The 12,057-nt window shown below is 66.7% G+C and carries 12 protein-coding genes and 1 tRNA gene; 4 read left to right on the top strand and 9 right to left on the bottom strand.

From position 1 onward, the window contains the following. Positions 1-17: 17 nt before the first annotated feature. Complete coding sequence (locus tag QTI33_RS00625) at positions 18-1,028, top strand: class 1 fructose-bisphosphatase (RefSeq protein ID WP_286503757.1); 1,011 nt, start codon at positions 18-20, stop codon at positions 1,026-1,028. Between the two features lie 11 nt (positions 1,029-1,039). Beyond that, a tRNA-Thr gene (locus QTI33_RS00620) sits at positions 1,040-1,115 on the top strand. 147 nt (positions 1,116-1,262) lie between these two features. Here the strand turns inward: QTI33_RS00620 and QTI33_RS00615 are convergent. Genes QTI33_RS00615 through QTI33_RS00585 form a run of 7 tightly spaced genes read right to left on the bottom strand, consistent with a single transcriptional unit; the run spans position 1,263 to position 8,806 of the window. Further along, the gene (locus QTI33_RS00615; protein ID WP_286503756.1) at positions 1,263-2,018 is read right to left on the bottom strand and encodes a class I SAM-dependent methyltransferase; all 756 of its coding nucleotides are present in this window, start codon (positions 2,016-2,018) and stop codon (positions 1,263-1,265) included. Beyond that, positions 2,015-2,479 (bottom strand): GNAT family N-acetyltransferase, encoded by a 465-nt coding sequence (locus QTI33_RS00610; protein ID WP_286503755.1) that lies wholly within the window; start codon positions 2,477-2,479, stop codon positions 2,015-2,017. The genes QTI33_RS00615 and QTI33_RS00610 overlap by 4 nt, the downstream gene beginning before the upstream one ends. Further along, a complete protein-coding gene (locus tag QTI33_RS00605; RefSeq protein ID WP_286503754.1) occupies positions 2,476-3,435 on the bottom strand; it encodes a glycoside hydrolase family protein in 960 nt (319 codons plus the stop codon). Before QTI33_RS00605 ends, QTI33_RS00610 begins: the two co-directional genes overlap by 4 nt. A gap of 11 nt (positions 3,436-3,446) precedes the next feature. Beyond that, complete coding sequence (locus QTI33_RS00600) at positions 3,447-4,409, bottom strand: glycoside hydrolase family protein (protein WP_286503753.1); 963 nt, start codon at positions 4,407-4,409, stop codon at positions 3,447-3,449. Between the two features lie 13 nt (positions 4,410-4,422). Continuing rightward, on the bottom strand, positions 4,423-5,121 hold the full coding sequence (locus QTI33_RS00595; RefSeq protein ID WP_286503752.1) for a WbqC family protein: 699 nt from the start codon (positions 5,119-5,121) through the stop codon (positions 4,423-4,425). Then, entirely contained in the window at positions 5,118-6,281 is a 1,164-nt protein-coding gene (locus QTI33_RS00590) for a DegT/DnrJ/EryC1/StrS family aminotransferase (RefSeq protein ID WP_286503751.1), read from the bottom strand. Before QTI33_RS00590 ends, QTI33_RS00595 begins: the two co-directional genes overlap by 4 nt. Next, entirely contained in the window at positions 6,278-8,806 is a 2,529-nt protein-coding gene (locus QTI33_RS00585; RefSeq protein ID WP_286503750.1) for a tetratricopeptide repeat protein, read from the bottom strand. Before QTI33_RS00585 ends, QTI33_RS00590 begins: the two co-directional genes overlap by 4 nt. Before the next feature lie 139 nt (positions 8,807-8,945). Between QTI33_RS00585 and QTI33_RS00580 the strand changes: the two genes are divergently transcribed. Together QTI33_RS00580 and QTI33_RS00575 are read left to right on the top strand one after the other, a co-directional pair. Beyond that, positions 8,946-9,161 carry a hypothetical protein gene (locus tag QTI33_RS00580; RefSeq protein WP_286503749.1) on the top strand — a complete coding sequence of 72 codons (216 nt, stop codon included), beginning with the start codon at positions 8,946-8,948 and terminating at the stop codon, positions 9,159-9,161. A gap of 466 nt (positions 9,162-9,627) precedes the next feature. Beyond that, positions 9,628-9,945 carry a hypothetical protein gene (locus QTI33_RS00575; RefSeq protein WP_286503748.1) on the top strand — a complete coding sequence of 106 codons (318 nt, stop codon included), beginning with the start codon at positions 9,628-9,630 and terminating at the stop codon, positions 9,943-9,945. A gap of 154 nt (positions 9,946-10,099) precedes the next feature. Here the strand turns inward: QTI33_RS00575 and QTI33_RS00570 are convergent, their stop codons facing one another. Both QTI33_RS00570 and QTI33_RS00565 read right to left on the bottom strand, forming a co-directional pair. Beyond that, positions 10,100-11,605 carry a tripartite tricarboxylate transporter permease gene (locus QTI33_RS00570; protein ID WP_286503747.1) on the bottom strand — a complete coding sequence of 502 codons (1,506 nt, stop codon included), beginning with the start codon at positions 11,603-11,605 and terminating at the stop codon, positions 10,100-10,102. A gap of 2 nt (positions 11,606-11,607) precedes the next feature. Beyond that, complete coding sequence (locus QTI33_RS00565) at positions 11,608-12,030, bottom strand: tripartite tricarboxylate transporter TctB family protein (protein ID WP_286503746.1); 423 nt, start codon at positions 12,028-12,030, stop codon at positions 11,608-11,610. Positions 12,031-12,057 lie beyond the last annotated feature (27 nt).

Here is a 12,057-nt window from a genome sequence, read left to right as displayed (position 1 = left end):
GCAAGGACCCGAACTCCATGGCCCAATCCAAGATATCCCTCACCCGCTACCTGGTCGAGCAGCAACGCGCCGACGGCCTGATCCCCGGCCAGCTGCGCCTGCTGCTCGAAGTGGTGGCACGCGCCTGCAAGAGCATCAGCCAGGCCGTCAACAAGGGTGCGCTCGGCGGCGTGCTCGGCACGGCCGAGAGCGAGAACGTGCAGGGCGAGATCCAGAAGAAGCTCGACATCATCGCCAACGAGGTGCTGATCGAGGCCAACGAATGGGGCGGCCACCTGGCCGCCATGGCCAGCGAGGAGATGGAGAGCATCCACGTGGTGCCCAACCGCTACCCGCAGGGCGAATACCTGCTGCTGTTCGACCCGCTCGACGGCTCGAGCAACATCGACGTCAACGTCAGCATCGGCACCATCTTCAGCGTGCTGAAGAAGTCCGACGACACGCCCGGCGTGCAGGAGGCCGACTTCCTGCAGGCGGGCAGCAAGCAGGTGGCGGCCGGCTACTGCATCTACGGCCCGCAGACCACGCTGGTGCTGACCGTGGGCGCCGGCGTCGCCATGTTCACGCTCGACCGCGAGCAAGGCTCCTTCATGCTGACGCAGGAGGACATCCAGATCCCGGCCGACACCAAGGAATTCGCGATCAACATGAGCAACATGCGCCACTGGGACGCCCCGGTGAAGCGCTACATCGACGAATGCCTGGCCGGCAAGGAAGGACCGCGCGGCAAGGACTTCAACATGCGCTGGATCGCCAGCATGGTGGCCGACGTGCACCGCATCCTGATGCGCGGCGGCGTCTTCATGTACCCCTGGGACAAGCGCGAACCCGAGAAGGCCGGCAAGCTGCGCCTGATGTACGAGGCCAACCCGATGAGCTGGCTGGTCGAGCAGGCCGGCGGCGCGTCGACCAACGGGCGCCAGCGCATCATGGACCTGCAGCCGACCAAGCTGCATGAGCGCGTGGCTGTTGTGTTGGGGTCGAAAAACGAGGTCGAGCGGCTGACTGGCTATCACAATCCGCTATAATCGAAGGCTTAGCCGGTGTAGCTCAGTCGGTAGAGCAGCTCATTCGTAATGAGAAGGTCGGGTGTTCGATTCATCTCTCCGGCACCAAACGTGAAAAAGCCCGCTGTCGAAAGACGGCGGGCTTTTTTGCTTTCGACCCTCGCAACGGCGTCGACGACCGACGTACGCCGTACAGAATTCCCTCAGCTCGGGCGCTTGTCCGGCTGACGGTGCCAGCAGGCTCCAGACGCAGCGCTATGCCTCCCGACGCCCCGCCTCGCACATCAGGAACACGCTGGCGCAAAGATCCGGATACTGCTGCCCGAGCTGATAGCAGCCCTCCAGGTATGCCTTGGAGATGATCGGCGTCGACAGCAGCTGGTCCCACTGGAAGTTCGCCAGCGCCTTGAAGAAGATGCCCGAGCGGTGCACCACCTTCAGGCCGGCCACCGCGGCATCCCGCTCCAGCGTGTCCAGCGCGTAGGTGCGCAGATGGCCGTGTTCGGCCTCGGCCGGCGTCACGGCGGCGTTGTGCGTGATCAAGCCCATCTTGACGGCGATCTGGCGCGACGGCGCGTTGGCGTTGGGGCAGACCAGGAACAGGCGTCCGCCCTCGGCCAGCCAGTCGTCGTTGATGCGCCGAAGCAGCCCCACCGGATCGTCGATGTGCTCCAGCACGTGGGTCAGGACGATGTTGTCGAAGCGCCTCGGCAGGCTCGCGGTTTCGAAGCGCGAATGCACGAAGCGCACCTTGTCGCCCAGCTTGCGCCGGGCCGCCTCGACGGCGACGCCGGAGGCCTCGACGCAGGTCACATCGTCGAAGTACGGCAGGAAGCGTCGGGTGAAGTCACCCTTGAAGCTCCCCAGTTCCAGCAGGCTGCCTTGTCGGAAGAAGGGCTCGAACGACCGGATCATGTACGGGTGCATGACGTCGAAGTCGAACCCGTAGGCGTACTGGTGGTCGGCAGTGTCTCGTATCTCGAGGTCGTAGTCGCGTTGCTTGCTGCTCATGGTTGCCCTTGGTCGGTCGCGAGGTGCATGGCCAGCGAGCGCCCGTCCCCCTCGGCGACCCTGAATCCCGCCTTCTCGTACAGATGGATCGCGCCGGCGTTGCCGCGATCGACCTCCAGTGCCAGCCGCTCGAAGCCCAGCGCCTTCGCGTGGCCGATGCCCCGCTCCAGCAGCCGCGATGCAATCCCCTGCCCCTGCCGTTCCTGCAGCACGCTGACATTCGTGATGAAGGCCGCCCGGCGCCCGGCGTCGCTGCAATAGACCGCGACCAGGCCGACCAGCACGCCGGCCGCCCAGGCCTCGAAGCGCTCGGCCTGCGATGCCAGTTTGCGGGCGTAGCTGCCGATGTCGACCCGCTCGCCCAGCGGCGGCACGAAGGCGGCGTCGCAGCGCCGCAGGTGCTCCGCGATCTGGGCCTCGGAGGCCCGGTTCACGCGGATGGTTGTCGCCGGCGCGCTCATGGCTCGATCTCCGCCAGGCCGAAGCCGCGGCGGCCGAACGCGTTGCCGTTGTAGAGCAGGTAGAAACTGCCGTCGCACTCGAACGCATGCGGGTAGCACTGCATCTCGAAGTCCCAGTCGCCCGGGCTGGCCTCGGGCAAGGCACAGTCGTCGTCGCGCGTCCACTGGCTCAGGTCGTCGGACCAGGCATGCCCGATGCGGTAGCCCCGGCCCTGGGTCTTGCGGAAGTCGAAGGACTCCCGATAGCAGAAGAACATGTGGTGGCGCCCGCCGATCTCGACCACGGTCGGCAGCGCCTGGCTTTCATCCGCGCCCAGGCGATCGTCGATGATCTGCCGCGCCTCTTCCTTGGCCCAATGGATGCCGTCCGCCGAGACCGCGTGTCCGATCTTGTAGGTTCGCTCCGGCGTGGCGCCGGGCGCGAGCCGCTGCCAGCCCGTGCCGAAGATGTACCACATGTGAAAGCGCCCGCCGATCACCTTCACGAAGCCGTCGCCGACCAGGCAAGGCTCGTGCAGGGAGGCCCCGAGCACCGGCCCCTCGCCCAGGCGCTGGAAGGTCAGGCCGTCGTCGCGGCTCACGGCCAGGCCGATGCCGGTGTCGACCGACACCGACACCCGCCGGCTCCAGCCGCAGGTGTAGCCGTAGATCCGATCGCCATGGCGCAGCACGTTCATCGGGAAGATGCCGTGCTCGTCGAAGCAGCCCAGGCCGCCGAGCGGAATGACGGTCTTGTCGGAGACCCGGATGATCTCGCGCAGGTTCTTGCGCATGTCGACAAAGGCGATGTGGCTCAGGTACTTGCCGTTGGCCTCGTCCACTGCGCGGGTCGAGAAATAGATGCGCACGAAATCCTCGAACACGAGGGCCTGCGGCGACTGCGCGAACTGGACGCAGCCGTTCGGCAGGGTGTGGTGCGTCGGATCGAAGATCTGTCCGAGCTTCTTCAGCTTCATCGCGTGCGTCCTCAGGCCAGTGTGCCGTCGAGTTCGGCCAGCCCGAAGCCGTGGCGGCCGACCTGGTCGCCCAGATAGAAGAGGCAGGTCTTGCCGTCCAGTTCGAAGACGTGCGGATAGCTGACCATCTCGGCATCCCACCCCTGGTCCGAGACGTCGATCCCGGCCTTCGCGTCGTCGCGCACCCAGTCGGTCAGGTTGCTGCTGGACGCATAGCCGATCCGGTAGCCATGGGCCTTGCCCCGGTAGTCGCTGCTGTAGCGGTAGCAGAAGAACATGTGGTACTTGCCGTTGGCGTAGAACACATCGGGACTGGCCTGCGCCTCGTCCTCCTCGATGCGGCTCTCGATCAGGTCCTTGTTCAGCGGTGTCCAGCGGATGCCGTCGCGCGACGTCGCCATGCGGATCTTGTAGACCGGCTCGGGCTTGCCCGCGACCCGCTTCCATTTGCGCCCGGCGATGTACCAGAGGCACCAGAGGTCGTTGAAGCGGCGGATCTTCGGGCCGCTGAGCACGAAGGGCTCCTGCGGCGAACGGCCCAGGACCGGGCCTCTGCCGAGCCTGGTGAAGGTCTTGCCCTGGTCGTGGCTGACGGCGCAACCGATCGCGACGTCGAAGGGCACCGATTCGCAGCGCGTCCAGCCGGCGTAATAGGCGCGAACCTCGTCGCCCGCGCGGATGACGGAGACCGGGTAGGTGCCGAACTCGTCGAACGCGCCCAGCCCGCCCAGCGCCAGGATCGGCGCCTCGCTGACGCGCAGCACCTTGAACAGGTCTTTGCGGTCGAGGTCGACCCAGGCGGAGTAGCTCACGTACTGCCCGTTGGCATCGGCCGGCGGACGGCACGAGAAATAGACGCGCACGAAGTCGTCGAAGACCAGCGTGGCCGGCGCCTGCGCGAACTCCTTCAGCCAGCTGCGCCCTTCGACCTCCTGCGGCGTGAAGACCTTGCCCCTTTTTTTCCAGACGAACACGGTGGCAGCCTCTTCAGATCAGGTCGTAGCCGGATTCGACGCATCCGCGGACGGTATCGAGCGAATTGAACATCAGGACGTCGACGATCGAGAGCCAGGGCACGAAGGGCTGGCCGAACTGCGCGTACTGCAGCGGCCTCGACTGGACGAAGGCCAGGTCGAGCCCGTGCGCACGAAACTCTTCCTTGGCGTACAGCGCCGTGCCGCCGATCGCATTGACGTAGCTTCGGGCACCCACCGCCTGGCACAGGGCGACGACCTTGTCGGTGTTCTTCAGCGCGTGATCGATCGGGATGCTCGACGAGGCCTGGATCTCGGTCGCGATGCCCAGGTGTTCGCAGGCGCTCGCGATCGAGTGATGGAGAAAGCCGAACAGGTTCTGCTCGGCACACCCGAGGCTTTGCTCGACCAGCGCGAAGCCCTGCCTGAAGTAAGGCGCGCGCCGGTACGCTTCCTCGAAGCGCCGCAGCAGCTTGGCGCGATCGAAGTCGCCGGCCAGCGATCGGTCGCGCACGTCGAGCGCGTCCGAGCCGCCCTTCAGCGGCAGCGAGAACACGATGTCCTGGCCGTCCTGCAGCATGCGATTGCGATTGATCCAGCCCTTCTTCGTGTACTTGATGTTGTCGTAGACGATGAACAGGTCGACCGCGCCGATGAGCTGGAAGTAGCCGATGTAGGGCATGAAGTACGGCTGCATGATGGCCACCCTCATGCAAATGCCTCGATCTGCGACTCGGTCCTGGCCTCGGGTGCGCCCCCGATGTCGATCAGCGCGGCGATCGCCTCCACCTGCGCGTTGCGCAGGTCGGGATAGATCGGCAGGCACAGCACCTGCTGCGTGGCAGCGGACGCCACCGGCAGGTTGTCGCGGTGCGCCGAGGCCAGGCTGCGGTACATCGGAAATTCCGAGATCAGCGGGAAGAAGTAGCGGCGCGCGTAGATGTGATGATCGCGCAGCTTCTGGTTGAGCGCATCACGGCTCAGCGGGTAGCCGGGCTCGACCAGGATCGGGAAGTAGGCGTGATTGGCGACCCGTTCGCCGGCATCCTGAAGGCAGCGGATGCCGTCGATGCCCGCGAGCAGTTCGCGGTAGAGCGCAGCGATTTCCGCGCGGCGCGCGAGCGCCTGGTCGATGTACTTCAGTTGCAGCAGCCCGAACGCGGCATTGACCTCGCTCATCTTGCCGTTGATGCCCGGCGCGACCACCGTGACCTCCCCGACGTGGCCGAAGTTCTTCAACTGATCGATCCGCACCTTGGTCTTGGCGTCGGGACAGATGATCGCGCCGCCTTCGAAGGTGTTGAACACCTTGGTCGCATGAAAGCTCAGGACCGAGAGGTCGCCATGCCGCAGGATGCTGCCGCCGGCGTCCTGGACACCGAAGGCGTGTGCCGCGTCGTAGATGACCTTGAGGTTGTAGTTGTCCGCGATCGTCTGGATGGCCTCGACGTCGCACGGATGCCCATACACGTGCACCGGCATGATCGCCGTCGTCTGCGGCGTGATGGCCGCCTCGATCCGGGCCGGATCGAGATTGAGGGTCACCGGATCGACATCCGCGAACACCGGCTTGATGCCGTTCCACAACAGCGAATGCGAAGTCGCCACGAACGAGTACGGCGTGGTGATGACCTCGCCCGTGATGCGCAAGGCCTGCAACGCCGTGACCAGGGCAATGGTGCCGTTGGTGAACAGGGACAGGTGCTTGACGCCCAGGTAGTCGCAAAGGGCCTGCTCGAGCTGGTGATGGAACGGGCCGCCGTTGGTCAGCGTCTTGTTGGCCCAGATCGTCTCCAGGTAGGGGATGAACTCGTCCAGCGGCGGCAGGTGGGGCTGCGTCACATAGACCGGATCCTTGCGCGGTGGCGTCATGCGCGGCCCCCCTGATCGCGGCCGGCCTCGAACGATGCGGCGGGCAGGCCGGCGCACCAGCGCTGCCACATCGTGCGCAAGGCCTGCTGCAGGCCGGAGGCGATCAGCGCGGGCTGGCCGATGGCCGACTGCGCGAAGCGATCGCGCAGGCCGGCGCGCAGCTGTGCCAGCTCGGGCAGGCGCTGCGCCCAGGCCGCGCCCTGGGCCTCGAACGCCGCGGCGTCCGGAGCGATGAATTCCTCCAGGCCCACATGCCCGAGCACGCCGGCGCCGACCCGGCCGGCCATGGTGGCGCCGGCCAGCGTCAGCGTGGGCACGCCCATCCACAAGGCATGCAAGGTGGTGGTCCCGCCGTTGTAGGGGAAGGTGTCGAGGCAGAGGTCGACCTGGTGATGCAGCGCCAGGTACTGCGGCATGGCGCAGCGCTGATGGAAGTCGAGCCGCTGGCGCGCGATCCCTTCCTCGCTGAACCAGCCGATCAGCGCGTCGCAGTTCTCCTGGCCCGACATGGCGCCGAACAGCATGCGCGACGTGGGCACGGCGCGCAGCAGCTGGGCCCACACGGCGACCACGTCGCGGCTGATCTTGTTCAGCCGGTTGAAGCTGCCGAAGGTCATGTGGCCGGCACGGAGTGCCGGCAGGTCGTTCACCGGCTGCGACTCCGCCAAGGGCAGGAAGGGCGCATTGGCCGGCAGGTAGACCAGCTTCTCGCTGAACTGGCTGTCGAATCGTCCCGGCGGCAGCATGAAGGGATCGCACAGGTAGTAGTCCATGCTCTCGAGGCCGGTCGTGCCCGGGTAGCCCATCCAGCTGACCTGCAGCGGCGCCGGCCGGCGGGCGAAGGCCGGCAGGCGGTTGTCGGCGGTATGGCCCGAGAGGTCGATCAGGATGTCGATGCCGTCGGCGCGCACCTTGGCGGCCAGTTCGGCGTCGTCCAGTCCCCCGGCCGCGTGCCAGTGCCTGACGTAGCCTCGCAGGCGCTGGCTCACGTGGTCTTCCGCGGCGCGCCGGGTCGAATAGGCATGCAGCACCAGTGCGCTGTCGCCCACCAGATGCTGGAGGACCGGCTCGAGAAAGGAGGCGACCGCGTGGTTGTACAAGTCGCCCGACACGAAGCCGACCTGCAGCGGCCGATCGGGATCGCGCGATCCGTCATGCGGCGTCCATGCGGCGCGCAGCGGCGTCTCGAACTGCTCGCCGAAGCGGCGGTGCTCGGCGAACAGCGCCGCCGGGCCCAGAGACTGGCCCAGGCTCAGGCTGTACAGCAGCGCGCTGTGCGAATTGTGGTCGTCCGGCTGGAGCTGCAGGGCCTTGCGATAACTGGCATCCGCTTCGGCCTGCCGGCCCTGGGCACCGAGCGCCGCGCCGAGGTTGGTGTACGGGTAGCCCTGCGACGGATCGGCCGCGAGCGCGCACCGGAACGCCGCTTCGGCTTCGGCCCAGCGGTCCTGTTCCAGCAGCAGCAGCCCCAGCCGGTTGTGGCCGAGGGCTCTGGCGGGATCGATCTCGAGCGCCTTGCGGTAGCTCGCCTCGGCCTCTTGCGGCCGCTGCATGTTCTTGAGGATCGCGCCCAACTCCAGGTAGGCTTCGACATACGAGGGCGCGATCTCCAGCGCACGCCGGCAATGCAGCTCGGCCTCGAACAGCCGAGCCTGTGCCTGGAGCATCCAGCCCAGGGTGCAGTGCGTCTTGGCGCTCATCGGGTCGATCTCCAGGGCCCGGCGGAAACTGGCTTCGGCTTCTTTCCTGCGCCCGACCGAGGCCAGGGTCAGGGCCAGATTGAAATGCGCGTCGCCGTCCTGCGGCAGCAGGCTCGCCGCGGTCGCCATCGGCTGCAGCGCCTCCTGCGGGCCGTCTTCCGAGCAGACCGCGACGCCCAGCGCCTTCCAGGCGGCTCCGTGGCGGGGAAAGCGATGGGTCAGCGAACGCGCCAGCGCCTTGACCTGCGCATGGTCCTTGCGGCTCGCGCAGGTCGCCAGCAGGCCGAGGTCACGAGGGCTCGGCTGGGCCTTGCGGCTCGCAGGTGTGGAGGCGGCCTGCGGCCGCGGTGCCGGCGCCGCCTTGGCGGGGGCCTGGGTGTCGCGAATGGAGCGGGCGATCTGCGTGCGGACTTCCAGTTGCCTGCCGAGCGCCTCCACGACCTCGCCCTGCAGGCCGTCGTTCAACGCCGACGCCAGCATCTCCTGCGCGACGTCGATCTGGTCCGCCTGCATCAGCGCATCGATGCAGCCGAGCCGGTAGTTCGGGTTGTCCGGCTGCGCCTTCAGCGCCGCGGCGAAGTGAGGCAGGCTTTGGCTCGCCTGCCCCGCACGGACCGCCAACCGAGCCAGCCCGTAGTTCGCCTGGGCGTGCTGCGGCAGCGCGTCCAGGATGCCGCGGTACAGGGTCTCGGCGTGTTCCAGTTGGCCGGCCCGGTGAAAATTCATCGCCAGTCGCAACGACTCGTCCAGCGCCTGTGCCAGGGCGTCGAACACCGGGGTGTCGCGCGGGCCGGCGGCCGGCTGCAATGCAGGGGATGCGTTCATGAAGAGGATTGTTCGCGGCGGTGCCGTGAAGCAATGGGCGGATCAAAGGGCAAACAACCCTTCTCCTCCGGCAACTGCCGGACGCGGGTTTTTCCAGCCCTCGCGCCCTGCGGGCCGCAATACCGCCAGAATCAGGCCCATGACCGACTTTGGCGCCCTCCCTGCCAGCGACGCCCCGGCGCCGACCCGCCCGCCGCGCGACGGCACGCCCGCCGACGGCGGGCCCCGGACCACGACGGGCTCGCCCGGCGATCCCCAGAGCCGCTTCGGTGCGGCCGCCAGCATCCTCGACCGGCTCGACACCCGCCCGCTGGCGGTGCGCCTGCGCCCCCGGCCGTGGTGGCGGTTCTGGTGACGACCCCGGCCCAGCGGTCGGGCCCGCCCCGGCTGGCAACTGAGCCGGCGCGCCGCGGCCGCCGATCCGGCAAATAAACCTGGCCGCCGCCGCCGACTGCCCGTTCCATGGGCATCGCAATGGAGCCCAAGCGGGATGCGGGTCCGACCGGTTGCCCACTCGGTTATCCACAGAGTCATGCACCGCCCAAGGGGAAAACCGGGCCTTGACTTTCGTGTTTTGGTGCAGTGCACAATGACCCCGCTCATTGGGAAGGGCACGCCTTCGGTGCGTCGGGCCCGAAAAACGCGGCACGCCAGCTTGGTGCGTCGCCTGCATCTTTTCCACAGCGCGATGCGAGCGGCAACTCACCTGCCGTGGCCCGGCAAAGGCCTCTGCGATGCCCGCGTCACCCCCTCTTGGGGAGTTGACGCAAGTAATACTAAAGAGCTCAATCTAAGCTTCCCGAGCGTCCAGGAAGGCAGGTATGAAGACGTCGTCCGTCATGGCAGTCGTCACCATCTGCACCACCCTTTCTGGCTGCGACGTGCAACCAGACGTGCTGTTCGTGACGGAAAGCAACCCGTTCCAGGTGGTGCAGCTGACCGACGCCGAGCAAGGCTGCCCGGCACCTCGCCGCGTGTGCTACCTGACCTTCAGGGATGGCGGCACCTCGAACGGCTGCTGGGTTCGCGAGAAGTCCTATGTCCGCGCCCTCTTTCCGGACCTGGGCGAGCGGCTGATCCCGGTGACCGAATTCCGCCGCACGATGCTGGCCGAGTACCGCAACGTGTCCTTGGACTAGCGGCCGGCCGGCAGGGCCGGCCCAGGCGCCAACGCCCAAAGTTCTCCCTGCCAGCGGGGGACAACTTTGGGGACAACCGCCCGGATTTCGAGCGGAATCGTTGACTGGCGCGGCCTGCGACACGGTGCCTGCCAAAACGGCAGCGCATCCGGGGCTAGGCTGCCTGAACCCGAGGCGCGTTGCGCTTCCAGACCTTGAAGCCGAAGGCCACCAGCTGCCAGACGATGAACATGGCGACCAGGCTCAGCAGGGTGCCGCTGATCGGCCGCGTGACGAAGGTGCCGAAGCTGCCCCGGCTGATCAGCAGCGCGCGGCGGAAGTTCTCCTCCAGCATCGGCCCGAGGATGAAGCCGAGCATCAAGGGCGCCGCATCGAGTTCCAGCCGCATGAACATGTAGCCCAGGAAGCCGAAGGCCGACGTGATGTAGATGTCCTCGAGGTTGTTGTTGACGCTGTAGGTGCCGATGCAGCAGAAGAACAGGATCGACGGGAACAGCACGGCGTACGGAATCTTGAACACCGACAGCCAGTAGCGCACCAGCGGCACGTTCAGCACCAGCAGGAAGACGTTGCCGATCCACATGCTGGCCACCAGGCCCCAGAACAGTTCGGGGTGGCTGGCGATCATGTTCGGGCCCGGCTGGATGCCCTTGATGATGAAGGCCGCCAGCATCAGCGCCATGACGGCGTTCTCGGGGATGCCGATGCTCATCAGCGGGATGAAGCTGGTGCGCGCCGCTGCTTCGTCGGCCGCCGCCTGGCCGGCCACGCCCTCGATGCAGCCGCTGCCGATCTCGTGCTTGTACTTGCTGACCTTCTTGTCGATGGCATAGGCCGCGAACTGCGCGATGGTGGGTCCGCCGCCCGGCAGGATGCCCAGGAAGGAGCCGACCACGCTGCCGCGCAGGGCGCTCGGGATGATCCGCTTGAACTCCGACCAGGTCGGGATCAGGTTGATCTTGCCGTTGAAGGGCGATCGCTCTTCGCGCGAATCGAGGTTCTTGGTGATCTCGGCGATGCCGAAGCAGCCCAGCGCGATGCTGACGATGCCGACGCCGTCGACTAGGAAGGGCATGTCCATCGTGAAGCGCTGCGCGCCGCTGTTGACGTCGGTGCCGATGGTGCCGAGCAGCACGCCGATCATGCACATGGCCAGCCCGTTGAGCAGGCTGCCGGTGGTGACGAAGCTCACGCACACGAAGCCGACCAGCATCATGGCGACGTAGTCGGCGGGCCCGAACAGGAAGGCCACCTCGCCCAGCATCGGCGCCAGGAAGGTCAGCACCAGGATGGCGACCGTGCCGCCGATGAAGCTCGAGAAGCCCGCAGTGAACAGCGCCAGGCCGGTCTTGCCCTTGAGCGTCATCGCATAGCCGTCGATACAGGCCACGATGCTGCTGGCGTGCGGGATCTTCATCGTGATCGCACTCACGCTGTCGCCGTACTGCGCGCCGTAGTAGATGCCGGCCAGCATGATGAGCGCGCCGGTGGTCGGGATCGAATAGGTCAGCGGCAGCAAGAGGCTGATGGTGGCCAGCGGCCCCAGGCCGGGCAGCAGGCCGACCAGCGTGCCCACCGTGCAGCCGATGGCGCAGTACATCAGGTTCGAGAGGGTCAGGGCGTGGGAAAACCCAAACGCCAGGTTGTTCAAGGCATCCATGGTCAGTAGAGCGGCAGGTTCAGGCCGAGAAGTTTCTGGAGAGCCAGGGCCATCGCGACCAGCCCGAGGGACACCTTGACGTTGCGCATCCACGAAAAGCCGGAGCTGCTGGCCAAGGAGGAGAAGAACACCATGAAGACGATCCCGGCGATCATGTTCAGGTAGGTCGAGATCAGGGCCAGGCCGCAGAGGCTGCCCAGGATGATCGCGATGTTCCTGAAGTTGATGCTGAGCCGCACGCGCTCGACGAAGAACGAGCGGACCACGGTCGCCGCGCCGATCACGAGCAGGATCCCGCTCACCATGGCGGGAAACAATCCCGGCCCCGCGCGGCTGAAGTCACCAATGGGATAGCGCAGCGCCTGCAGGCCGAAGGCCAGCGAGATCGCCACGAGGAACAGGCCTCGGACTAGATTTCTATTCATACGCGCAAGATGGTTTGTTTCCGATCG

This window comes from Variovorax davisae, assembly GCF_030316845.1.
Lineage (GTDB): Bacteria > Pseudomonadota > Gammaproteobacteria > Burkholderiales > Burkholderiaceae_C > Variovorax > Variovorax davisae.
Note: the sequence above shows the minus strand (reverse complement) of the source record. Positions and strands in the feature narration are given on the sequence as shown.